The 22,435-nt window shown below is 74.5% G+C and carries 24 protein-coding genes; 13 read left to right on the plus strand and 11 right to left on the minus strand.

Annotated features, from left to right (window positions below):
• Positions 1 to 3 precede the first annotated feature (3 nt).
• A complete protein-coding gene (locus AC1UE5_RS10845; protein ID WP_482923037.1) occupies positions 4 to 876 on the minus strand; it encodes a hypothetical protein in 873 nt (290 codons plus the stop codon).
• Between the two features lie 61 nt (positions 877 to 937).
• Between AC1UE5_RS10845 and AC1UE5_RS10850 the strand changes: the two genes are divergently transcribed.
• A complete protein-coding gene (locus tag AC1UE5_RS10850) occupies positions 938 to 1,237 on the plus strand; it encodes a hypothetical protein (protein ID WP_482923039.1) in 300 nt (99 codons plus the stop codon).
• On the opposite strand, the gene AC1UE5_RS10855 is transcribed toward AC1UE5_RS10850, so the two are convergent.
• Together AC1UE5_RS10855 and AC1UE5_RS10860 are read right to left on the minus strand one after the other, a co-directional pair.
• Positions 1,223 to 2,104, minus strand: coding sequence for an ArsA family ATPase (locus AC1UE5_RS10855; RefSeq protein ID WP_482923042.1), 882 nt, complete (start codon positions 2,102 to 2,104; stop codon positions 1,223 to 1,225). The two genes, AC1UE5_RS10850 and AC1UE5_RS10855, sit on opposite strands and share 15 nt — an antisense overlap.
• On the minus strand, positions 2,101 to 2,907 hold the full coding sequence (locus AC1UE5_RS10860) for a class I SAM-dependent methyltransferase (RefSeq protein ID WP_482923044.1): 807 nt from the start codon (positions 2,905 to 2,907) through the stop codon (positions 2,101 to 2,103). The genes AC1UE5_RS10855 and AC1UE5_RS10860 overlap by 4 nt, the downstream gene beginning before the upstream one ends.
• Before the next feature lie 50 nt (positions 2,908 to 2,957).
• Between AC1UE5_RS10860 and AC1UE5_RS10865 the strand changes: the two genes are divergently transcribed.
• The 5 genes from AC1UE5_RS10865 (at position 2,958) to AC1UE5_RS10885 (ending at position 8,267) form a co-directional block, all read left to right on the plus strand.
• On the plus strand, positions 2,958 to 3,719 hold the full coding sequence (locus tag AC1UE5_RS10865) for a ParA family protein (RefSeq protein WP_482923046.1): 762 nt from the start codon (positions 2,958 to 2,960) through the stop codon (positions 3,717 to 3,719).
• Between the two features lie 553 nt (positions 3,720 to 4,272).
• Complete coding sequence (gene ftsZ / locus AC1UE5_RS10870; RefSeq protein ID WP_482923314.1) at positions 4,273 to 5,358, plus strand: cell division protein FtsZ; 1,086 nt, start codon at positions 4,273 to 4,275, stop codon at positions 5,356 to 5,358.
• A 57-nt stretch (positions 5,359 to 5,415) separates the two neighbouring features.
• Entirely contained in the window at positions 5,416 to 6,894 is a 1,479-nt protein-coding gene (locus AC1UE5_RS10875) for a gamma-glutamyltransferase family protein (protein ID WP_482923048.1), read from the plus strand.
• Positions 6,891 to 7,292, plus strand: a complete 402-nt coding sequence (locus AC1UE5_RS10880) for a hypothetical protein (protein ID WP_482923050.1) — start codon at positions 6,891 to 6,893, stop codon at positions 7,290 to 7,292. The genes AC1UE5_RS10875 and AC1UE5_RS10880 overlap by 4 nt, the downstream gene beginning before the upstream one ends.
• 57 nt (positions 7,293 to 7,349) lie before the next feature.
• Positions 7,350 to 8,267 (plus strand): DMT family transporter, encoded by a 918-nt coding sequence (locus AC1UE5_RS10885; RefSeq protein ID WP_482923052.1) that lies wholly within the window; start codon positions 7,350 to 7,352, stop codon positions 8,265 to 8,267.
• On the opposite strand, the gene AC1UE5_RS10890 is transcribed toward AC1UE5_RS10885, so the two are convergent.
• From AC1UE5_RS10890 to AC1UE5_RS10900, 3 genes are all read right to left on the minus strand, one after another.
• On the minus strand, positions 8,225 to 10,234 hold the full coding sequence (locus AC1UE5_RS10890; RefSeq protein ID WP_482923054.1) for an HD domain-containing phosphohydrolase: 2,010 nt from the start codon (positions 10,232 to 10,234) through the stop codon (positions 8,225 to 8,227). The genes AC1UE5_RS10885 and AC1UE5_RS10890 overlap by 43 nt on opposite strands.
• A gap of 74 nt (positions 10,235 to 10,308) precedes the next feature.
• The gene (locus AC1UE5_RS10895) at positions 10,309 to 10,932 is read right to left on the minus strand and encodes an LON peptidase substrate-binding domain-containing protein (RefSeq protein ID WP_482923056.1); all 624 of its coding nucleotides are present in this window, start codon (positions 10,930 to 10,932) and stop codon (positions 10,309 to 10,311) included.
• A gap of 35 nt (positions 10,933 to 10,967) precedes the next feature.
• Positions 10,968 to 11,906, minus strand: coding sequence for a hypothetical protein (locus AC1UE5_RS10900; RefSeq protein WP_482923058.1), 939 nt, complete (start codon positions 11,904 to 11,906; stop codon positions 10,968 to 10,970).
• A 194-nt stretch (positions 11,907 to 12,100) separates the two neighbouring features.
• Here AC1UE5_RS10900 and AC1UE5_RS10905 point away from each other — a divergent pair, with 194 nt between their 5' ends.
• Together AC1UE5_RS10905 and AC1UE5_RS10910 are read left to right on the plus strand one after the other, a co-directional pair.
• Positions 12,101 to 13,213, plus strand: coding sequence for a sensor histidine kinase (locus AC1UE5_RS10905; RefSeq protein WP_482923060.1), 1,113 nt, complete (start codon positions 12,101 to 12,103; stop codon positions 13,211 to 13,213).
• The gene (locus AC1UE5_RS10910) at positions 13,201 to 13,869 is read left to right on the plus strand and encodes a response regulator transcription factor (protein ID WP_482923062.1); all 669 of its coding nucleotides are present in this window, start codon (positions 13,201 to 13,203) and stop codon (positions 13,867 to 13,869) included. The genes AC1UE5_RS10905 and AC1UE5_RS10910 overlap by 13 nt, the downstream gene beginning before the upstream one ends.
• Here AC1UE5_RS10910 and AC1UE5_RS10915 read toward each other — a convergent pair whose 3' ends face one another.
• Together AC1UE5_RS10915 and AC1UE5_RS10920 are read right to left on the minus strand one after the other, a co-directional pair.
• Positions 13,870 to 15,132: an MFS transporter gene (locus AC1UE5_RS10915; protein ID WP_482923064.1), complete on the minus strand. Its 1,263-nt coding sequence runs from the start codon at positions 15,130 to 15,132 to the stop codon at positions 13,870 to 13,872.
• Complete coding sequence (locus AC1UE5_RS10920) at positions 15,129 to 15,716, minus strand: ArsR/SmtB family transcription factor (RefSeq protein ID WP_482923066.1); 588 nt, start codon at positions 15,714 to 15,716, stop codon at positions 15,129 to 15,131. The genes AC1UE5_RS10915 and AC1UE5_RS10920 overlap by 4 nt, the downstream gene beginning before the upstream one ends.
• 207 nt (positions 15,717 to 15,923) lie before the next feature.
• On the opposite strand from AC1UE5_RS10920, the gene AC1UE5_RS10925 reads away from it, so the two are divergent.
• Positions 15,924 to 16,058, plus strand: coding sequence for a VOC family protein (locus AC1UE5_RS10925; RefSeq protein ID WP_482923068.1), 135 nt, complete (start codon positions 15,924 to 15,926; stop codon positions 16,056 to 16,058).
• Between the two features lie 38 nt (positions 16,059 to 16,096).
• Complete coding sequence (locus AC1UE5_RS10930) at positions 16,097 to 16,414, plus strand: hypothetical protein (RefSeq protein WP_482923070.1); 318 nt, start codon at positions 16,097 to 16,099, stop codon at positions 16,412 to 16,414.
• On the opposite strand, the gene AC1UE5_RS10935 is transcribed toward AC1UE5_RS10930, so the two are convergent.
• Complete coding sequence (locus AC1UE5_RS10935) at positions 16,411 to 17,316, minus strand: class I SAM-dependent methyltransferase (RefSeq protein WP_482923072.1); 906 nt, start codon at positions 17,314 to 17,316, stop codon at positions 16,411 to 16,413. The two genes, AC1UE5_RS10930 and AC1UE5_RS10935, sit on opposite strands and share 4 nt — an antisense overlap.
• A 30-nt stretch (positions 17,317 to 17,346) precedes the next feature.
• Between AC1UE5_RS10935 and AC1UE5_RS10940 the strand changes: the two genes are divergently transcribed.
• Genes AC1UE5_RS10940 through AC1UE5_RS10950 form a run of 3 tightly spaced genes read left to right on the plus strand, consistent with a single transcriptional unit; the run spans position 17,347 to position 20,791 of the window.
• Positions 17,347 to 18,663, plus strand: a complete 1,317-nt coding sequence (locus tag AC1UE5_RS10940; protein WP_482923074.1) for a cytochrome P450 — start codon at positions 17,347 to 17,349, stop codon at positions 18,661 to 18,663.
• Positions 18,660 to 19,421, plus strand: coding sequence for a class I SAM-dependent methyltransferase (locus tag AC1UE5_RS10945; protein WP_482923076.1), 762 nt, complete (start codon positions 18,660 to 18,662; stop codon positions 19,419 to 19,421). The genes AC1UE5_RS10940 and AC1UE5_RS10945 overlap by 4 nt, the downstream gene beginning before the upstream one ends.
• Positions 19,421 to 20,791, plus strand: a complete 1,371-nt coding sequence (locus AC1UE5_RS10950; protein ID WP_482923078.1) for a 1,4-alpha-glucan branching protein domain-containing protein — start codon at positions 19,421 to 19,423, stop codon at positions 20,789 to 20,791. Before AC1UE5_RS10945 ends, AC1UE5_RS10950 begins: the two co-directional genes overlap by 1 nt.
• A gap of 6 nt (positions 20,792 to 20,797) precedes the next feature.
• Here AC1UE5_RS10950 and lepB read toward each other — a convergent pair whose 3' ends face one another.
• Positions 20,798 to 21,445, minus strand: a complete 648-nt coding sequence (gene lepB, locus AC1UE5_RS10955; protein ID WP_482923080.1) for a signal peptidase I — start codon at positions 21,443 to 21,445, stop codon at positions 20,798 to 20,800.
• Between the two features lie 49 nt (positions 21,446 to 21,494).
• Positions 21,495 to 22,355 carry a sigma-70 family RNA polymerase sigma factor gene (locus AC1UE5_RS10960; protein ID WP_482923082.1) on the minus strand — a complete coding sequence of 287 codons (861 nt, stop codon included), beginning with the start codon at positions 22,353 to 22,355 and terminating at the stop codon, positions 21,495 to 21,497.
• Between the last annotated feature and the right edge of the window lie 80 nt (positions 22,356 to 22,435).

Genomic DNA, 22,435 nt, shown 5'->3' on the forward strand with positions numbered 1-22,435 from the left:
ATGCTAGGGCGCGGCGGGGGTGAAGCGCTGCGGTGGCAGGAAGCGCACGCGGCCGCGGTCGGCGACCACAGCGCGCCCGCCGTCCGCCAGCGCGAACCCGTCGCGCGTCGACGGGCCGGGCGCGCGCTCGGTCCGGCCGGTGCGCAGGTCGTACCGCCACGTGCCGCACCTGCCCGAGCAGCCCGCGGCGTCGCCCGCGGCGGTGAAGGCCCAGCCGAGGTGGTCGCCGGCGAACGAGGCGCCGACGTAGTCCTGCCCGCCGAGCCCGACGACGGTGATGGCGACCCGCCGGGCACGGCCGGTGCGCAGGTCGTGCACGCGCAGGCGCAGCGTGCCGAACCCGACGTCGTCGGCGCCGGACTCGTCGACGGTCAGCGACGTGAGCCACGGGCCGGCGCGTTCGAGCCACTGGACGCCGCGCAGGCGGGCGACGCGGCGGCTGGGCCGGGAGGCGGGCGCGTCGAGCGGGCGCTCCACGACCGCGGCGGCCCGCGCGAACGTCAGGCGCCCCCGCGAGAGCGTCGGCGCGGTGCCCAGGCCAGGGAGGCGGCGGTGGCCGGTGCCGTCGGGCGCGACGCGGTGGAGCGTGCACCGCACCGCGTCGATGCGGTCGCACGCCGCGTAGACGAGCACGACCCGCCCGTCCGCATCGGTGCCGAGGTCGAACGGAGTCCACGGCGTCGCCGGCGCGGCGGTGACGGCGCGGGTGCGGCCGCGGTGCCGCACGACGAGCACGCGCCGCCCTGAGTCCGGCCGCGGCTGCGCGAGCCAGGCGGCCGTCCCGCCGTGGACGCGCAGCCCGGACTCCCAGGCGGGTGTGGTGTTGGGGGCCACGAGCGCGAGCATCGCCGCGGCGCCTCGCCAGAGGCCGATCATGTCCCGACAACGGTCCGGAACCGGCAGGGTCGCGCGAAGTTCCTGTCACGATCAACGTCCCTTGCGTCGACTCGGCCGCGAGACCACCCCGCCCCGGCTGCTGCCGCTCGTGCCCGTCCTGCTCATCGCGCTGCTGGTCGGCGACGGCGTGTTCGCGACCGCGGGGTACGTGTGGGACTTCTTCGCCGGCGACGACACGCCGCGGCACCTCGCGCTGATCGGGGCGGCGATCTCCGCGATGTGGGTCGTCGTCACGAGCTACGCGCTGCGGATCGTCGTGCGGTGGTGGGTGAACGACCAGCCGCCGCGGCCCGGCACACGCCTGCGCGCGGGCCGCGAGGCCGCGTCAGAGGACGTCTGAGAGCGCGGCGGCGAGCGCGTCGAGGTCCGCGCCGCCGCGGTCGCCGTCGGGGACGAACGGGAGGTGGGCGCCGGCGGCGAGGCGGTCGAGCTGCTCCTCCTGCGCGCGGGCGCGGTGGTGGGCGGCGAGCGCGACGCCGGCGGCGGGGTGGTCGGGGGCGAGGCGCTCGAGCGTCCTCGCCTCTGCCGCGGTGAAGCGGTCGGAGTGGATCGCGTTGGCGACGACGAGGTCGAGCCGGTCGCCCAGCTCGGCGCGGAGGTGCTCGACCTCGTTGACCGGCATCTCCTCCGGGGTGGCGACCGCGACGACGCCGGTCGTCGCGCGGTCCTCCAGCGTCGCCGCGATCTGCCGCGCCTGGCGGGCGATCGGGCCGGCCGCGGCGACGTCGCCGAACGTCCGCGGGGCGTCGAGCAGCGCCAGGCCGTGGCCGGTCGCGGGCGCGTCGACGACCACGAGGTCGTAGGGCTCGGCGCCGGGCGTGCGGCGCTCGTCCTGCGCGAGCTCCCACAGCTTCCCGACGGTCAGCAGCTCCCGCATCCCCGGCGTCGCCGCCGCGAGGTAGCCGAAGACGCGCGACGACGCGAGGACGTCGGCGAGCGGCCGGGCGAGCTGGTCGGCGAGGTACTCCTCCATCGCCTTCTGCGGGTCGACGCTCAACGCGAAGAGCCCGTCGGCGAGCGGCGACTCGTGCCAGCCGCCCTCCTCGCCCGCCAGCGCGCGGTGGACATCGTCGCGTTGGGCGACCTCGGCGACGATCGTCCGCCGCCCCCGCTGCGCCGCCACCATCCCGAGCGCCGCCGCGACGGCGGTCTTGCCCACCCCGCCCTTGCCCGTGACGAAGACCAGGCGCTTGTCGAGGACGCTCACTGCGCGCGGCTGGCGACCAGCGTGTAGAGCACGGGGAGCGCCGTCCCCGCCAGGCGCAGCCGGTACACCCCGTCGTCCTCCCGCGCGAGGACGCCGCCGCGCGGGTCGCGGTCGACCTCGAGGTGCTCGCACAGCGTGTCCACGCGCAGGCCCGCGTCGAGCGCCGCGGTGACGACCTCGCCCAGCGAGTGCGCGTGCTCGACCGTCTTCGTCGCCGCGACGGGCGCGTCGGCCGCCGCGTACGAGCCCGGCTCGTCGAAGTGCACGGGGCCCGTGTCGGCGTAAGGGAAGTCGAGCACGAGCGGCTCGACGGATCCGACCGTGCAGAAGAGCGGGTGGAGCTCGACGAGCACGAGCCGCCCGCCCGGCCTCAGGACCCGCGCGACGCCGGCGAACCACGCGTCGAGGTCGGCGATCCACGTCAGGACGCCGATCGTCGCGTAGACGACGTCGAAGCGGCCGTCGAGCGACGCGGGCAGCGCGGTCGCGTCGGCCTCGACGTACGCGATGTCCACACCGCACCGCTCCGCGATCGCGCGGGCCTTGCGCAGCGACCGCGGAGAGAAGTCGGCGCCGACCACGCGTGCGCCGCGCCGGGCCAGCGTGACCGCGTCGAACCCCAGGTGGCACTGCAGGTGCAGGACGTCGAGGCCGGTCACCTCGCCGACCGCCTCGTCCTCGACCCGCAGCAGGCCCCGCTCGCCGCGGACGAGGGCCTCGACGTCGTAGTAGCGGTCCGCGCCCTCGCCGTGGACGGCCGCCATCGCGTCCCAATGCTCCAGGTTGACCTGCGAAGCGTCCATTCGGCCGAAGGCTAGGAGGAATCGGGGCATCGCGCGCGAACACGCCACCCATGGACGAGAAGGCCAAGGTGATCGCGTTCGCCAACCAGAAGGGAGGCGTGGCGAAGACGACGACGACGCTGAACCTCGCGGCGGCCTTCGCCGAGAAGGGACACAGGGTCCTGTGTGTGGACATGGATCCCCAGGGCAACCTGACCATGTCCCAGGGCATCGACCCCGATGCCGTCGAGATCTCGATGTACGACGTCCTCGTCCACCACACCGACATCCGGCAGGCCATCCGCAAGCGGGAGGTCGACATCGCGTGCGCGTCGATCGACCTCGCGGGCGCCGAGATCGCGATGTCCGCCCAGATCGGTCGTGAGCGCTCGCTGCAGAAGGCCTTCCGCGCGATCGAGCACGACTACGACTTCATCTGCATCGACACCCCGCCGAGCCTCGGGCTGCTCACGATCAACGCCCTGACGGCCGCGGACAAGGTGATCGTCCCCGTGCAATGCGAGTATCTGTCCATGCGCGGTTTGATCCAGCTCCAGAACACGCTGGAGATGATCAAGGAGAACCTGAACCCCGACGTCCAGATCGAGGGGATCCTCCCGACCCTGGTGGACAGCCGGACGCTGCACGCCAAGGAGGCGATCGAGATCCTCGAGGAGAACTTCGGCGACCGGGTGTTCGCGTCGCGCATCAAGAAGACCATCCGCTTCGCGGAAGCGCCCGTGAAGGGGATGTCGGTGCTCAAGTACGACCCGGACGGCCTCGCCGCCGAGTCCTACCGCCAGCTGGCGAAGGAGGTCCTCGCACATGGCTAGGAGAGGTGACCGTGCGAGCATGCGTGAAGGCCCGCTGGCGTCGCTCTTCCGTCGCACGGACGTGCCGGAGGAGCAGCAGGAGGCCGCGAAGGTGAACGACGAGCAGCAGCAGCCGCAGCCCGAGCAGCCGCGCGCGGAGCAGCCGCAGCCTCCCGTGGAGGAAGCGCGGCCTGAGCCGAGCGCGGAGACGCCGACGGTGGGCCGGCCGCACCCGTCGCTCGCCTCGCCGCCGCCGGAGCCCGAGCCCGAGCCCGCGAAGCCGATCCCGTCCCCGCAGGACCGGCTGCGCCACGCGTTCAGCTCCGACCTCCCCGACAACGTCATGCAGCCGCCGACCCCGCCGCAGGCTCCGGACACCCCGGAGTTCTCGCCGGAGCCGCACGTGCCCGCGCAGACCGTCCGCCCGGAGCCGGCGCGCGAGCCCGCGCCCCCGGCGCCGGCCTCGCTGTCGCCCGCGTACGAGCCGCCGTCGACCTCGCCGATCTACGAGAGCGACCCGTTCCAGCGCTCCGCCGCGCCCGCCTTCGGGCAGGCCGCGCCGGTCGGCAAGCCCGTGCTGCGCGTCGTCGGCGTCGGTGGCGCCGGCGTCAACGCGGTCAACCGGATGGTCGAGGCGGGCATCGAGGGGATCGAGTTCCTCGCGATCAACACCGACATGCAGTCGCTCCAGCAGTCCACCGCGGACGTCACGCTCCACATCGGGCGCGACCTGACGCGGGGCCTGGGCGCGGGGTCGAACCCGGATCTCGGCCGCGGTGCCGCGATGGACGAGTTCGACAAGATCAAGGCGCTGCTCAAGGGCAGCGACATGGTCTTCATCACCGCGGGCGCGGGCGGCGGCACCGGCACCGGCGCGGCGCCGGTCGTGGCCCGCATCGCCAAGGAGCTCGGTGCGCTGACCGTCGGCATCGTCACGAAGCCGTTCGGCTTCGAGGGCAACCGCCGCAAGCAGCAGGCCGACCGCGGCATCGAGGCGCTCGCCGACGAGGTCGACACGCTCATCGTGGTGCCGAACAACCGGCTCCTGTCGGTGCTCGACAAGAACACGTCGATGGTCGAGGCGTTCCGCGTCGCCGACGACGTGCTCCGTCAGGGCGTCCAGGGCATCTCCGACCTGGTCACGCTGCCGGGCCTGATCAACCTCGACTTCGCCGACGTGCGGACGATCATGACCGACGCGGGCAACGCCCTTCTCGGCATCGGCATGGGCACCGGCGACAAGCGGGCGCTCGAGGCGGCCGAGCAGGCGGTCTCGTCGCCGCTGCTCGAGACGTCGATGGAGGGCGCGCGCAAGATCCTGCTGTCGATCACCGGCGGCCGCGACCTGTCGCTGTTCGAGGTGTCCGAGGCCGCCAAGGCGGTCGCGGAGGCCGCGCACCCGGAGGCGAACATCATCTTCGGCGCGATGGTCGACGAGAAGCTCGCGGACGACGTCTGCTGGATCACCGTCGTGGCGACCGGCTACGAGGGCGACCGGCAGCGCCCCGCCGCCGCGGCCGAGACGACAGGCCGCCGGGCGACGTTCGAGGAGCCCAAGGGCGAGCCGCGCGTCCAGCGCCGCACGCCGCCGGCGCCGTCCGGCTCCACGCGCACGCGCGACCTGGAGCTCGATGTGCCGGAGTTCCTGCCGCGCAGGTAGGCCTTTCGCGGTGCGGGTGGGCTTCGGCCCGCCCGCACGCGATACTGCTCGGCCGTGATGCGAGGGGTCGTCGCCGCAGGACATCCGCTGACGGCGGAAGCCGGAGCGCGCGTGCTGCGGGAGGGCGGTAACGCGGTCGACGCCGCGCTCGCCGCGATGCTCACGTCGTGGGTGTGCGAGCCGCTCCTCACCGGCCCCGGTGCCGGCGGCTACCTGCTGGTGGCCGGCGCGGGTGAGACCCCGACGCTGCTCGACTTCTTCGTGTCCGCGCCCGGCAAGGGCGCCGACCCGGACCTGCGCTGCCCGCTGCTCCCGGTCGAGGTCGACTTCGGCGACGCGCTGCAGACCTTCAACGTCGGCCCGGCTGCGGTCGGCGTGCCGGGCAACCCGGCGGGGATCGCGGAGGCGGCCCGCCGGTGGGGGACCGTCCCGCTGCGCGAGCTGGCGCGCCCGGCGGCCGAGCTGGCCCGCCGTGGGGTCCCGATGAACCGCCAGCAGGCGTGGATCTTCGACCTCCTCGACGGGATCCTCGTGTCGACGCCCGAAGCGCGGGAGGTCTTCACCCACGACGGCACCCACGTGCTGCGCGAGGGCGACGTGTTCCGCTCCGAGGAGCTGGCCGAGGCGATCGAGCTGCTGGGCGAGGAGGGCGCCGCGCCGTTCTACACCGGCGCGGTCGCGCGGATGCTCCACGACTGGGTGAGCGAGCGCGGCGGGACGCTGACGATGGAGGACCTCGCGACGTACGCGCCGGTCGCGCGCGAGCCGCTGTCGGTGACCTACCGGGGCCGCGACGTCGCGACGAACCCGCCGCCGAACGCCGGCGGCGTCCTGCTCGCGCTGGCGCTCGCGCAGCTCGACCGCGAGCCCGGCCCGCCGTCGCTCACCGCGATCGTCGACGCGATGCAGGCCGCGCAGGAGGAGCGCACGCCCGAGTTCACGACCGGCCTGGCCGACGCGGCGTTCGCGCAGCGGTTCGTCGCGTCGCGGCTGGGCTCCACCACCCACATCGCGGTCCTGGACGCCGAGGGCCGGGCGGCGAGCGTCACCTGCACGAACGGCGAAGGCGCGGGCGTCGTCGTCCCCGGCACCGGCGTGCACCTCAACAACATCATGGGCGAGGAGGACCTCTCGCCGCTCGGCTTCCACCGCGCCGCACCGGGGACGCGGATGCCGTCGATGATGGCCCCGACCGTCGTGACGCGCGACGGCGAGGTCGAGCTGGCGCTCGGCTCGGCGGGCTCGAACCGCATCCGCAGCGCGATCCTCCAGACGGTCGTCGGGGTCGTCGACCACGGCCTGGCGGCGCGCGAGGCAGTCGTCGCGCCGCGCGTCCATTACGAGGACGGCGTCGTGTACGCGGAGCCCGGCGTGCCGGTGGAGGAGCTGCGCGCCGCGGGCCGCGACGAGATCGTGCAGTTCCGCGACCTGAACATCTTCTTCGGCGGCGCCCAGGCGGTCGAGCACGACCCCGTGACCGGCGCGGTGACCGGGGCGGGGGACCCGCGCCGCGGCGGCGCGGTGGTCCTGGCATGAGGCGGGCGGCCGCGGCGCTCCTCGCGGCGGTCGCCGCGGCCGGCTGCGGGACGCCGTCGGCGGACCTCTTCGTCGTCGAGCGCGACGGGCAGCTGCCGGACGCCCAGCTCGACCTCGTGGTCGGCGACGGCAACACCGTCGAGTGCAACGGCGCCGAGCGCCCGCTCGCCAACGACAAGCTCCTCGACGCGCGCGAGCTGGCCCGCGACCTCGAGCCGCTCCTCGAGCGCGGCACGCGCCTCCCGACGCCGTCCGGCGCCCAGCTCACGCTCCGCGTCTTCAACGACAAGGGCGAGATCCGCTTCGCCGACGCGTCCGCCGCGCGCGACCCCGCCCTCGCGCGCCTGCTCGCCTTCACGCGCGCGGTGGCGCAGGAGTCCTGCGGTCTCGAACGCTAATACGTGCCATCGCACATCGCTGTGGCTCGCGCGCGCACGGGCTGCCACCCTCAGGTGGTGACGAAGAGGGCCTGGATCCTGATGGGCGCGCTGGCCGCGCTGTGGGGCGCGTCGTACGCGCTCATCAAGGTTGCCATCGACGGCGGCCTGAGCGACACGTTCATCGTGTTCGCGCGGACGCTGCTCGGCGGGGCCATCCTGCTGCCGGTGCTGATCCGCGCCGGCGCCGTGCCGGCGGTCAAGCGGCGGTTCGGGTGGCTCGCGCTGATCTCGGTAATCCAGATCGTCGGGCCGTTCCTCCTGATCACGTGGGGCGAGCACCACGTGCCGAGCTCGCTCGCCGGCATCCTCGTCGCCAGCGCCCCGATCTGGGCGGCGCTGATCGGGCTCACCGTCGTGCGGACCGAGGCGCTCAAGGGCGTCGCGCTCGCGGGCATCGCGGTCGGCATCGTCGGGGTCGGGCTGCTGTTCGGCGTCGACCTGCAGGGCGACTCCGAGGCCGTCCTCGGCGGCGCGGGCATCCTCCTCGCGGGCCTCGGCTACGCGGTCGCCGGCTTCATCGCCAAGGCCAAGTGCGCGGACGTCCCGCCGGTCGGCGTGGCCGGCACGATCATCGGCCTCTCCGCCCTCTGGATGCTGCCGACAGTCCCGTTCGGCGCGCCCTCCGAGTCGCCCGACCTCGGCGTCTGGGCCGCGATGTTCGTCCTCGGCGCGGGCGGCACCGGCGCCGCGTTCCTCGTCTTCTACATGCTCAACGCGCAGGTCGGCCCGACTCGCGCCGCCGTGGTCGCGTACATCGCGCCCGGCTTCTCCGTCTTCTACGGCGTCGCGTTCATGGACGAGGCCTTCACGGTGGGCACCGCCGCGGGCCTGATCCTCATCCTGCTCGGCTCGTGGATGGCGGCGTCGGGAAGGCTCCCGGGCCGCCGGCGTCAGGCCGCGGCGGTGACGGCGACCGCCGAGACGCCCGCCTGATCGAGCCAGGCGGCGCAGAACGCGTCGACGACCGTGGGATCGAACTGCGTCCCCGCGCAGCGGCGCAGCTCCATCAGCGCCGCCGACGGCGTGACGCGCGGCGAGTACGGGCGCTCGGCCGTCATCGCGTCGAAGGCGTCGCACACCGCGACGATCCGGGCGCCCAGCGGGATGTCAGAGCCCGCGAGCCCGTCGGGGTAGCCGGTGCCGTCCCACCGCTCGTGCGACGCGCGCACCAGCGGCGCCACGCGGTCCAGCGCCGGCGCCGCGCTCACGATCCGCGCGCCGATCACCGTGTGGCGGCGCATGAACTCCCACTCGCCCGCGTCCAGAGCGCCCGGCTTCTCGAGGATGTCGTCGGGGATCGCGACCTTGCCGACGTCGTGCAGCTCGGCGGCGCTGCGGACGTCGCGCACGAGGTCCGCCGCGAGGCCGAGCCGCTCCGCCACCGCGCCCGCGAGGTCCGCGACCTGCCGCGTGTGGCCGCTCAGCGCCGGCGACCGCTCGGCGAGCACGCTGAGCAGCACGTCGGTCGACTGGCGCTGCGTCGACAGCCGCCCGCCGCGCTTGTGCGCGTACATCCGCTGGTCGGCGGTGCGCAGCGCCTCCTCCGGCTCGTGCGTCTCGGCGGGGAGCCGGACCACGCCGAACGAGCAGCCGACCGTGAAGCCCTCGCCCCGCGCGTGGAGCGCCTGCGCGGCGAGCCGGCCGAGCGTCTGCGCGTCGTCGCCGCGGCCCTCCAGCAGCGCGCAGAACTCGTCGCCGCCCATCCGGTACGCGACACCGCGCCCGCTGACCACGGCGCTGAGCGCACGCCCGAGCCGGGTCAGCAGCGCGTCGCCGGCGGGGTGCCCGTACGTGTCGTTGTAGTGCTTGAAGCCGTCGAGGTCGAAGAGCACGAGCGCGAGCGGCCGGTCCGGCGTCGCCTCGCGGCACGCGGTCTCCAGGTCGCGCACGAGCCGGCGCCGGTTCCCCAGCCCGGTGAGCGTGTCGGTCAGCGCGTCCCGGCGCGAGGCGCTCAGCAGGTCGGTGTTGAGGCGGTAGGCGAGGATCAGGCGCCCGAACACCGCCAGCAGCGACGACGTCGCCAGCAGCGCCGCGAGCCAGTGCATCCCGCTCAGCGACGCGACGCTCAGCAGCCCGAGCGACACCGACGCGAAGAGGAGCGGCATCACGACGACGCGCAGGTCGCCGTCGGCAGCCACGCGCGCCGCCCGGACCTGCGGCGACCACGCGGCGAACGCCCACAGGAGGTACGCCGCGTTCCAGCCGGCGTCGAACCACGAGCCCGCGTCGTACGTGCCGTTCGCGTTCGTCACCAGGTAGAGCGAGTCGGCCGCCCAGAACGAGATCACGCCGCCGCCGAGCAGCAGCCACGTGCGATCGAGCCGCCAGCGGGCCAGCGCCACGGTGCCGACGATCACCGCCAGCAGCGCGAGGTCGCCGATCGGGTACGCGAGGTTGACCGCGACCTCCGCGACGCCCCCGCTCGTCCCCGCCGCGACCGGCCCGACGACCGCCGCCGCGCTCACCGCGCCCGCGGCCAGCGCCGCCGTCAGCCCGTCGAGCCACAGCGTCCGCGGCACCCTCTCCAGCCGCGCCCGGGCGAGCAGCACGAGGCCCGCGAACCAGAACGGGACGGCGAGCAGGTAGCCCGCGTCCGCGGCGGAGGGGATCGGGATCTCCTCCAGGTCGTAGAGCACGAACGTCCAGTACAGGTCGCCCGAGGTCCACAGCGCCATGCCGACGCCGGCGAGGAGCCACGGGAGGCGCTCGCCGCGCGCGCCCGCGAAGGCGCGCCACAGCACGAGCGACGTGGCGAGCAGCTGCATGACCTGGCTCGGCGTCTTGCCGAACAGCGGCTCGGGAAGCGACAGCGCGCCCGCGTTGTGCAGCTCGAACCCTCCCAGCCAGGCGGCCAGGACGAGCAGTGCGGGCGGGACAAGGCGGGGGGTGGAGAGCCTCATCACGACCGTTGTCGGCACGTTGCCGCGCGGTCTCGAAGGAGTGCAAGCGCGCCACCAAAGGGCACGCCGGTGTCTCAGCCGAAGCGGACCTTGCCGTTCGAGCGCGCGCGGGCCTGCGCGCGCTCGATGAAGGCGAGCCGCTTGATCGCGGCGCGGAACAGGCGCGCGGTGAGCCGCAGCCGCGCGTTCTCCGACCGCAGCTCCAGCAGGCCCTGCTTGGCGTCCAGGCCGAAGTCGACCGTGGCGGCCATCGCGTACGCGTCCATCGCGGCGAGCGTCTCGGCCGCGAGCTGCTCGTCGGTCGCCTCCTCGACGAGCTCGGCGTAGGCGTTGTGCGACGCCTCCACCGCGGTCGGGTCGAGCACCTCGTCGGTGTCGTCGAGCCACTCGATCGTCCCCGCCGGGTACGGCAGCCGGCCGGTGCGCTCGAGCAGGCGGAAGGGGCGCGTGCCGCGGCAGACGATGTTCATCCGCCCGTCGGGCAGGCGCTCCAGCACCTCCTCGACGACCACCGCGCAGCCGACGTCCTTGAGCTCGTCGTCGGCGAGCCAGACGATGCCCAGCTCCTTCTGCCCCTCGAGGCACTCGGCGATCATCGTCTTGTACCGCTCCTCGAAGATGTGGAGCGGGACGAGCTCGTGCGGGAGCGCTACGAGGCCGAGCGGGAACAGCGGGAAGTCGTCCTGGACGCCGGCCATGGTGCGACGCGGAGTCTACGTCTGCCGCTGGCGGCTCAGCGCCGGGCGGAGCACCGGCGGTAGGTCAGCGTGCGGGTCGCGATGCGCCCGTCCGCCGTCGTCGCGCGCAGCGCCACCTGGGTCTCGGCGCCCGGGAGCCGCAGGCGCAGCGCCTTGCCGCCGGACGCAGACGTCTGCCGCGAGCCGATGCCGGCCTGCAGCCGTGTCACGCCCTCGCGCGGCTTGACGGAGATCGTGGTCCCGCGCACGCACCGGCGGGTGACGGGGATGCGCACGACCTTCCAGAGCGAGACCGTCGAACGGGTCGGCGCGAGCGTGGGGGCGGTGGTGCCCGACGCCGTCGACGCCTGCCCGCCCGTGTCGGGCTTGGCCGGGTTCCCGTCCGGGCCGATCGGCGTCGGGCCGGGCTTGGTCGTGAGCGTGACGATGACCGCGTCGCCGTAGGGCGCCGCGATCTCCGCAGCCTTGACCCGCTCAGGCTCGCCGTTCGGCGCGCCGAGGACGACCGTGATGCGGCAGGTGGTGTTCAGCGAGAACGCCTGCAGGCCCGCCCCGAAGAACCGCTGCAGGAGCTGCATCTGCACGTTCTGCAGGTGCGCCTTGGCGTACGGCTGCGGGACGATCCGCATCGTCGCGACCAGGAAGTCCGCGTCGTCGGCGCCGAAGACCGCGCGGATCCGCTGCTCGATCGCCGCGCGGGCGGCGTCGGGCGTGAGCGGGCCCGGGGAGACCCCGGCGCTCCAGGTGGCACCGGGGTCGAGCTCGACCCCCGCGTCCTGGGCGTCGGCGAGCACGTCGTGGACGGCCTGGGACGGGTCGAGCTGGTTGAACCGGGTCTCGATCGAGCTGGGCCGCTCGGCGGAGATGGGCTCGCGACACGGGGTGGTCGCGTCGGCGAGCGCCGCGGACGGCAGGGCGAGGGACACGAGCGCGGTCGCGGCGGCGAAGGCCGCGACGGGACAGGAGACGCGCATGTGCCGGTTGTAGCGGTGGGGCATGGTTGGCGCAAGGCGTCAGGACGCCTGATGACCGCCGGTGGGGATGGCCCCCGCATCGGCCGGGGGTGGGCAGCCGGGCGGTCGGCGGTGCGCACCAGGGTAGGGGCCGCGTGCGCCGACCATGCTGCCAGCACGTGATCCCGCACCGATCGTCATCTCCACCTGACAGCATGCGCTTCGCCGTCGTCACCGCCCCGCTGCACCGTCTCGCCCACCGCATCCGCATGGCCGCCGCCACCGATCCCGCCGTCCACCCCGAGCCCGCCCCGCCGTCGCGGGACTGGGGCGCGGTGCTCGCGCTGCACGTCGCGCTGTCGGCGATCATCGCGCTCGCCGTCGCGGTCGTCTGGCACGTCACCGGGCGCGGCGTCTTCTGGCCGGTGTGGGTGTGGTTCGCGCTCGGCATCCCGATCGCCGTCCACGTCGCCGCGCACGTCGCGGGGCGGGTCAAGCGCGGGCCGCTGCGGCTGATCGCGCTCCACGCCGGGCTGTCCGCGGTCGTCGTGGCGATCCTCGTCGCGCTGTGGATGCTCACCGGCAGCGACGACTTCTGGCTCGGCTGGCCGCTGTTCGGGCTGAGCGTCGCGCTCGCGGCGCACGGCGTCGTGACGATCTTCTGGCCGCGCATCCACCCGGGCACCGAGCGCGAGCTGACCGAGCGCGTCGACGAGCTGACTCGCACGCGGCGTGGGGCGCTGGACGTGCAGGCGGCGGAGCTGCGGCGGATCGAGCGGGACCTGCACGACGGCGCGCAGGCGCGGCTCGTCGCGCTGACGATGCAGCTCGGGCGCGCGGAGGAGCGGCTGGAGGACCGCCCGGAGGACGCGGCGCTCATCCGGGCCGCGCGTGAGGAGGCGTCCGCCGCGATCGGCGAGCTGCGCGACCTCGCCCGCGGGATCTCGCCGCCGGTGCTCGCGGACCGCGGGCTCACGGCCGCCTGCGAGGCGCTGGCGCGGCGCGCGGCGATCCCTGTCGAGTTCTCCTCCACGCTGACGCGGCGGCTGCCGCCCGTGGTCGAGAGCGCCGCGTACTTCGTCGTCGCCGAGGCGCTCACGAACGTGTCCAAGCACGCCGGCGGCGCGCCCGCGAAGGTCGAGCTGGACGAGCGCGACGACACGCTCGTGGTGACGGTGGCGGACACGGGCGCCGGCGGGGCGAACCCCGACGGGTCCGGCTTGACGGGGCTGCGCCACCGGGCTGAGGCCCTGGACGGCCGGCTGGAGGTGCTGATCCCGCCCGGCGGCGGGACGATGATCAGAGCGGAGCTGCCATGCGGGTCGTGATCGCGGAGGACAACGCGCTGCTGCGTGCGGGCATCGTCGCCCTGCTGCGCGAGCGGGACATCGACGTCGTCGCGGAGACCGAGGACGGCCCCGGGCTGCTGCGGATCGTGTCCGGCCACAAGCCCGATCTGGCCATCGTCGACGTCCGCCTGCCGCCGTCGTTCACCGACGAGGGGGTGCGGGCGGCGATCGCGGCGCGCGAGCGCCAGCCGGGGCTCGGCATCCTGATCCTCTCCCAGTACGTCGAGCCGGTGTACACGGCGGAGCTGCTGGCGACGGGCGGCGGCGGGATCGGCTACCTGCTCAAGGAGCGCGTGGGCGAGGTGCGGGCGTTCGTCGACGCGCTCGAGCGGGTGGCGAGCGGCGGCACGGCGCTCGACCGCGAGGTCGTGGCCGAGCTCGTCCACAACCGCCAGGCCGGCGGCGACGACAAGCTCGCGGACCTGACGCCGCGCGAGCGCGAGACGCTCGCGCTGATGGCCGAGGGGCGCACGAACGCGGCGATCGCCCGGCAGATGGTCGTCACGCCGGGCGCGGTCGAGAAGCACGTGTCGAGCATCTTCGGGAAGCTCGGGCTGGCGGCGACCGACGACGACCACCGCCGGGTGCTGGCCGTGCTCGCGTTCCTGCGCGCGGGCGGCGAGGCGGCGGCGTAGTCAGGCGGCTTCGGTCACAGCGGCCTCGGCCGGGGCGCGCGGCAGCCGCAGGACCAGCGCCGTGCAGGCCGCCAGGACGCCCGCGCCGACGAGCCACGCGGCCGGGACGCCGTGCGCCTGCGCCAGCGGGGCGAGCGTGAGGCCGCCGGCGACCAGCCCGAGCTGCGCGGCCAGCGCGTCGACGCTGACGAGCGTGGCGCGGACCTGGGACGGCACGGCCTCGTGGAGCAGCTCGTTGTGGAGCGGCTCGTACGCGCCGACGACGCCGTAGGCCGCGACGTACGCGAGCGCGAACGCGGCCGGGCCCGCCGCCAGCGCCAGGCCGGTGAGGACGAGCGCGCCCAGGAGCACGGCGGCGGCGTAGGCGTGGCGCGGGCTCCCGAGGCGGCGCGTCGCACGCGGGACGGCGATCGCGCCCGCGGCCGCCGCGCCGAGGGCGGCGGCGGAGAGCAGGCCGAAGAGCCACGTGTCGTCCGCCGCCCCGTCCAGCAGGTCGCCGAGCCGGGGCTGCCACAGCATCTCGACCGTCCCGAACACGAGGCCGAGCACCGCCGAGACGCCCGCCAGGACGCGGACGGCCTGGCTGGCGCGGACCGCCGTGGCGGCGGAGCGGGCGACGCGGGCGAGCGCGGCGCGGGGGCCAGGGCTCGCCTGGGCGGCCGCCGCGGGGCGCGGCGGCTCGCTCACCAGCACGCCCGTCACGACGACGAACAGCGCCGCGCAGCCGGCGGCGACGAGCACGGCCGGGGTGTAGACGAGCGCGGTTGCGGCGCCGTGGGCGTCGAGGCCGAGCGGGAGCAGCGGGAGGGCGCCGCCCGCCAGCGAGCCCAGCGCCAGAGCGAGCGCGCTGGCGGCGCTGGAGCGGGAAAGCGCGGGGCCGAGCGGCGCATCGGCGTCCCCGGCGCGGAGCGCGTCGACGAACCAGGCCTCCAGCGCGCCCGAGATCAGCGCGCGGCCGGCGGCGAGCGTGCCCTCGGCCACGACGAACGCCGGCAGCGAGACCGCGAACGCGAAGACGGCCAGCGCCGCGACGGTGAGCAGGCCGCCCGCGATCAGCGTCCGGCGCCGCCCGATCGTGTCGGCCAGCGCGCCGCTCGGCACCTCCAGCACGACCGCGACGATGCCGTGGGTGGCGGTGACGAGCCCGATCTCCGCCAGGTCCAGCCCGCGCGCCGTCGGGACGAGGACGAGGAGCGGGAGGACGACGCCGAGCGGGAGCCAGCGCAGCGCCGAGAGCAGGACGAAGCGGCGCTCGAGCGTCACGGCGCGCGGTCGGGTCGCTGTGGGAAGGCCTGGAAGATGACGACCACGCGCTCGGCGTCGTCCTCGGGGGCCGGCGCCTCGTCGGCGTAGCGGGCGATCACCGCGTCCAGCTCCGCGGTCAGCGCGCGGAGGCGGTCGGGCGTGAGCCGCAGGTACCGGTCGCTGACGTTCGTCGCCTGCTGCCAGCGGTCCGGCCACGTGTCGAGCTCGTCGAGGAACCGGGCGAAGTCGCGGGCGTGGTCGCGTGCGACGCGGGCGAGGAACTGGCGCCCGGCCTCGGCGGTCGCGGGGTCGCCGCCGGTCAGCGTCTCGGGCTCCCACGTCGTGAGGTCGTGCGCGGCGCGCCACCAGCGCTCGCGCCCGCGCGGGCGGTCGGGGTCGTCCTCGACGAACCCGTACCGGGCGAGGACGCGCAGGTGGTAGCTCGTCGCGCCGCTGGACTCACCGAAGCGCCGCCCGAGCGCGGAGGCCGTCGCCGGGCCGTCGAGGCGCAGGGCGACGAGCAGCCGGCCGCGCAGCGGGTGCGCGAGGGCGCGGAGGGCCTCGGGGTCCTCGAGTCGGTAGACGCGCTCGTCGTCGGGCATCGCAAAGACATGTTTGCAAAGATCCGTTTGCGATGCGGCATGCGGTTCGCGGTCACACGACGGCCCGCTCGTGGCAAGTGGGTGGGTGATGGTCGAGGCTCGACGGAGCGACGCGGCGCTGCTGGCCGCCGGGGACGCGGACGAGTGCTTCGCCGCCGCGCTGCTGGCCTGCGGCCGGTTCGACCCCGCGCGCGGAGAGCCGGGCGCGTGGCTGTCCGCGATCGCCGCGCACGAGGTGCGTCGACCTACCTCCTCGACCCGAGCGGCGCGGGGCTCGTCCGGCACGTCGGGACGCTCACCGGCGCGCGCATCGACGAGCTGGTCGAGGCCGCGCGCGGTTGACCGCATGGAACGGCGCCACGGGGGAAGGACGCGGGACGATGTCGACCCGCCTCGTTCCCGCCGCCGCGCTCGCGGCCATCGTGCTGCTCGCACCCGCCGCCGCGCCCGCCCACGCGCAGACCAAGCGCTGCGGCACGATCACGATCTCCAACGGCGTGTTCACGCTCACCACGAAGGACGTCACGTGCCGCCAGGCGCGCCGCATCCTGACCAAGGTCAACGCGAGCCCCGGCCGCGCCGAGGGCTTCCGCTGCACCTACAAGAACCCGAACGGCACCTACACCGTCACGTGCACCAAGGGCGCCAAGCGCATCCGCGCGCGGCTCGGCGGGTCCGCGGGCGACCGGCGGCGCTAGGGCCGCCGGGCGGCGACCATGAGGTTGTAGAAGATCGCCGGCGGCAGGCGACCCTCGAGCACCGCGCGGTCGACGGCCTGCAGTGCGAGGTAGCCGCGGAAGGCGTACTGCTTCCACAGCCACGGGACCTCGTCCGGGTCGGCCGTGGACTCGAGCGTGCGGTTGGCCCACCCGAACCAGTTCGCCAGCAGCTCCTCGCCGCGCACGTCCACGTCGTCGAAGCCCGCCGCGATCGCCGCGTGCGCGAGGTCGTCGGGCACGAACGCGTGGACGTCGACCATCGTCTCCAGCTCGGGGTCGGCGTCGCCGTGCTGGCCCTTGTGCTCGGCCTCGGACGCGCCCATCAGGCGGCGCCAGACCGGCGAGGCCTTCCACGCCGCGCGCTTGGGCCACGCCGCGATCTTGTCGCCCACGCGCGAGGGCTCCCCCGCGAACACGATCCGCCCGCCGGGCCGCAGCACGCGGCGGAACTCGCGGAACGCCGCGTCGAGGTCGGGCAGGTGGTGGAGGACCGCGTGGCCGAGCACAAGGTCGAACGAGGCGTCCTCGAACGGCAGCTCGGCGGCGTCGCAGGCCGCGGTCGTGACCGGGATGCCCAGCCGCTCCGCGTTCCCCTCCAGCACCTTGAGCATCCCCGGCGAGATGTCGGTGCAGGTGACCGTGTCGACCGCCCCGGCGAGCGCGAGGTTGAGGCTGAAGTAGCCCGTGCCCGCGCCGATCTCCAGCGCGTCGGACACGCCCCACGGCTCAGGCCCGAGGAGCTTGCGCAGCTTCCCGGCGACCTGGTCGTAGCCGACCGGGCCGAAGTCGATCCCCCACTTGGCGTCGTACGTCGCCGCCGCGTCGTCGTGGTACCGGGTGTTGACGTCGCGGATCTCCTCCGCCGTTGCCGGGGCAGCCATAGCTGCGCAACTGTAACGTCCGCGGCTGAGATGCTCGTTCGCTCCGACGCGCGGATGCCGCCGTCCCGCCCGTGGCCGATGCCGCTCCAGACGCTGGCGTGGATCACGCGGCCCAAGCCGTTCCTGCGCCGCGCGCACGCGAGGTACGGCGACGTCTTCCCGCTGCGCTTCCGCAGCGACGCGACGCTCGTCATCCTCGCCGACCCCGCCGACGTCAAGCAGGTCTTCACCGGCTCGCCCGACGTCTACCGCGCGGGGGAGGGGAACGCGATCCTCGGGCCGATCCTGGGGCCTGCGTCGCTGCTCCTCCTCGACGGCCAGGAGCACCTGCGGCAGCGCAAGCTCCTTCTCCCGCCCTTCCACGGCGAGCGGATGCAGCGCTATCGCGAGATCATGCGCGAGGCGGCCGCGCACGAGATCGCGCAGTGGCCCGCGGGCGAGCCCGTGCAGGTCGCGAGGCGGATGCAGGAGGTGACGCTCGAGGTCATCATGCGCGCGGTCTTCGGCGTCTCCGACCCCGGCGAGATGAGCCACCTGCGGCGCGTGCTGCTCGAGCTGCTCGACTGGACGGTGAAGCCGTCGCGGTTCGCGCGGCTGGCGCTGAGCGGGACCGAGCGGATCGAGCGCTTCGAGCCGTTCCAGCGCGTCCTGAAGCCCGTCGACGACGCGCTCCTCGCCACCATCGCCGAGCGCCGGCGCGCGGCCGACCTGGCCGCGCGCGAGGACATCCTCTCGCTGCTGCTGAGCGCCCGCGACGAGCAGGGCGAGGGCCTGTCGGACCGCGAGCTGCGCGACGAGCTGATGACGCTCCTGCTCGCCGGCCACGAGACGACGGCGACCGCGCTGGGCTGGGCGGTCGAGCGCCTCGTGCGCCACCCGGAGGCGATGGCGCTGGCCGTCGAGGACGCGCGCGGCGGCGACGGCTCCTACCTCGACGCGGTCGCGAAGGAGACGCTGCGGCTGCGCCCGGTCCTCCCGCTGGTGGCGCGCAAGCTCGCCGAGCCGGTGACGATCGGCGGCTACGACCTCCCGGCGGGGACGATCGTCAACCCGAGCATCTACCTCGTCCACCACCGGCCCGACGTCTACCCCGAGCCTGACGCGTTCCGGCCCGAGCGGTTCCTGGAGAGCAAGCCGGGGACGTACACGTGGCTGCCGTTCGGCGGCGGCGTGCGGCGCTGCATCGGCGCGTCGTTCGCGCTGTTCGAGATGCAGGTCGTGCTGGGCGAGCTGCTGCGCTCGGTCGAGCTGCGCCCGACCCGCGACGGCTTCGAGCCGACGAAGCGCCGCGCGATCACGCTCGTGCCCGGCCGCGGGGCCGAGGCGATAGCGTCACCGGCCGCATGACCGCTTCGCCGCCGCAGCCCACGTACGTCCAGCAGGACCAGCCCGAGGGCGTCCCGCCGCTCGAGCTCACCGGTGAGCGCACGCTCCCGGACGTCCCCGAGGAGAACTACTGGTTCCAGCGGCACCTCGTGGTCTACGAGTGGATCGCGCGGCAGGTCAACGGCCTGAAGGTGATCGACATGGCGAGCGGCGAGGGCTACGGCGCCGACGTGCTGGCGTCCACCGCGCGCGAGGTCGTCGCCGTCGAGGCCAACCCGGAGGCGTTCGCGCACGCCGTCGCGCGCTACCCGCGGGTGCGGTTCGAGCGGTCGCTGGTGGAGACGTACACCGAGCCCGCGGACGCGATCACGTTCCTGCAGACGATCGAGCACGTCCAGAACCCGGGCGAGGTGCTGGAGAACTTCAAGCGGTCCGCGCCGCTGGCCTTCGTCTCCACGCCGAACGTCAAGACGCTCGCGCCCAAGGGGGCGGAGCGCAGCGGCAACCCGTGGCACGTCTACGAGTACCAGCTGCACGAGTTCCGGGCGCTGTGCGAGGCGCACTACGCCGAGGTCGAGGTGCTCGGCCTCTACCACGCGCGCAAGCTGCTCGTGCACGAGCGCGCGATCAAGGTCGGCTGGGACTGGCTGCACCCCAAGCTGCGGATCACCAAGCCGTTCTACGACTGGTTCATCCCCGCGATGAACGTGCGCGACTTCGTCCTGCGCCCCGCGGACGAGAAGGCGCTGGACTTCATCGCCGTCTGCCGCAACCGCTGATGGCGCCCGCCCGGCCTGGACGCCTGGCGGTCGTCCTCCACACGCACATGCCGTACGTCGAGGGCTACGGCACGTGGCCGTTCGGCGAGGAGTGGCTGTGGGAGGCGATGGCGACGTCGTACCTGCCATTGCTCACCGTGCTCGACGGCGCGCCGGAGCTGACGCTGTCCGTCACGCCGGTCCTCGCCGACCAGCTCGCGGCGCCCGAGACGCCCGAGAAGTTCCTGACGTTCCTGCGGGAGATGCGGAGCGAGACGCACCGGCGCGACATCGCGGCCGCGGAGTCGCCCGCGGTCGCAGCGGCGCTGGAGCGGTCGGCCGCCGACTACGCGTGGGCCGCCGAGCGGTTCGAGGAGCTGGGGCGCGACCTGCTCACGCCGCTGATGCGGCACGCCGCGTGGACGTCGTCCGCGACGCACGCGGTGCTCCCGCTGCTCGCGACCGACGCCGGGGTGCGGCTCCAGGTGCGGACCGGGATCGAGTCCCACCGCGCCCGCGCTGGGCGGACGTGGCACGGCGGCTTCTGGTCGCCCGAGTGCGCGCACGGCCCGTGGCTCGACCCGATCCTCGAGGCGGAGGGCGTCCACGCGACGTGCGTCGACCTCACCGACGTCTACGGCCGCGGCGCCGCCGAGCACCTGCGGCCGGTGCGCTCGGCCGACGGCCCGCTGCTCGTGCCGATCGACCGCGAGACGATCGAGCTGGTGTGGAGCGACGGCGGCTACCCGGCCGCGGGCGCGTACCGCGACTCGCACCGCCGCACCGAGTACGAGCACAAGGCGTGGCGCAACGACGGCGGCGTCTACGACGAGGCGGCCGCGGCGGTGCAGGCGCGCGACCACGCGCGGCAGTTCGTCGCGCACGTCCAGCGGCGGGTCGCGGACGGCGGGCTGTGCGTGTTCGCGATCGACACCGAGCTGCTCGGCCACTGGTGGTACGAGGGCCCGGCGTGGCTCGCGGCCGTGGTGGAGGAGTGCCGCGCGCAGGGCCTCGAGCTCGTGCACCTCGACGACGCGCTGTCGGCGTGCGAGCCGGTCGACGCGCCGGAGGACGGGCTCCCCGTCACGTCGTGGGGCCGCGGGCGCGACCTGCGGACGTGGTCGTCGCCGGCCGTCGCGGACCTCGCGGCGGCGGCCCGCGACGCGGAGCTGCGCGCGGTCTCCCACGCCGACGAGCTGTCCCCGGCCGCGGTGCGCGAGCTGCTCGCACTCCAGTCGTCCGACTGGGCCTTCGTGGTGAGCGAGGACGTCGCCGCGCCCTACGGCCGCGAGCGCGCGGCGGGGCACAAGGCGGCGCTCGACGCGGGCGGCGGGGACGGCCCGCGCTCCCTCGCGCCGGACGCGACCGCCGCGCCGCTGCTCGATCCCTGAGCCGGGCTAGAGCCCGCCCATCCGGTCGCGGGGCCAGTACCGGTAGACGGCCTTCCCGACCACCGCGTCCTCGGGCACCGGGCCCCAGAACCGGCTGTCGTCCGACTGGCCGCGGTGGTCGCCGAGCAGGTAGAGGTGGCCGTCGGGGACGGTGATCTCGGCGGGGTAGTCGCAGACGTCCGGCACGGCGCACGGGCGGACGTAGGGCTCGTCGACCGGCGTGCCGTTGCGGATCACGCGGCCGTCGCGGAGCCCGACCCGGTCGCCGCCGACGGCGACGATCCGCTTGATGAAGTTGATCTCGCTCGTCGGGCCGTGGGGCTTCGGGCACAGCTCCTTCTCGGAGACCGGGACCCCGCACTGGGGCCCTTCGAACCCCGCGGCGCCCGCGGGCGGGTGGAAGACGACGATGTCGCCCACGCCGACGTCCTGGCCCTTGCGGACGAGGACGCGGTCGTCCACCTCCAGCGTCGGGAGCATGCTCTCCGCCGGCAGCCGGTACGGCTTGTACGCGGCCTGGAGGTACACGGCGCCGGCCGTCGCGATCGCGCCCAGGACGATGAGCCCGCCGCCCACCTTCCGGTGACGGCTGAGCACGACCACGAGGATGCCCGCGGCGAGGAGCGCGGACGCGGGGAAGAGCGCCAGGAGCACGACCGACCCGGTACCCCCGCCCGGGCCGGTGAAACGTGGCGCGGACGCGCTAGGCGGCGTCCTGGAGCGCGCGGCCCTCGGGGATGCCGCTGAGGCGCTCCAGCGCGGTCATCTCGACGATGCGCGCGCGGTTGGCGGTGATGCCGAGCTGCTTGCCGATCGCCGGGAGCGTGTGCGCCTGCTCGCCGGCGAGGCCGTAGCGGAGCTGCAGCACGCGGCGCTCGAGCGTCGACAGGCAGTCCAGCGCATCGGAGACCGCGCGCTCGCGCATCGTCTCCTCGGCGCGGACCTCGGGCTGCTCGGCGTTGTCGTCGGCGATGAGGTGGCCGAGCTCGGTGTCCTCCTCGTCGCCGACGGCGGCGTTGAGGGAGACCGGGGTGCGCGAGGCGCGCTTGAGGTCCTCGACGACCTGGACCTCGAAGCCCAGGTGCTCGGCGATCTCCTCCGGCTGCGCGTCGCGGCCCAGCTTGAGGGAGAGGTCGCGCTCGGCGCGGGTGATCTTGTTGACCTGGTCGACGACGTGGACGGGCAGGCGCACCGTGCGGCCCTTGTCGGCGATCGCGCGGGCGATCGACTGGCGGATCCACCACGTCGCGTAGGTCGAGAACTTGAAGCCCTTGCGGTAGTCGAACTTCTCGGCCGCGCGGACGAGGCCGAGCGTCCCCTCCTGGATGAGGTCCAGGAACGACAGCGCCCCGTCGCCCTCGCGGTCGCGCCGGTAGCGCTTGGCGACGTGCACCACGAGGCGCAGGTTCGCCTCGATCATGTGCTCCTTCGCGTCGAGGTCGCCGCGCTCGATGCGCTTGGCCAGCTCGATCTCCTGCTTGGCGTTGAGCAGCGGGACCTTGCCGATGGCCTCGAGGAAGGCCTGCAGGCTGTCAGAGGGATCAGGGAGGGGGTTCGGGCTCATCGTGACGGGGAGCTTCCTCTCGGACCCTAAGCGGGTCCTGAAGCGAACGTTCAGCTTTCGTTAGGACTGCCGATCACCTC

This window comes from Parviterribacter multiflagellatus (assembly GCF_056863265.1).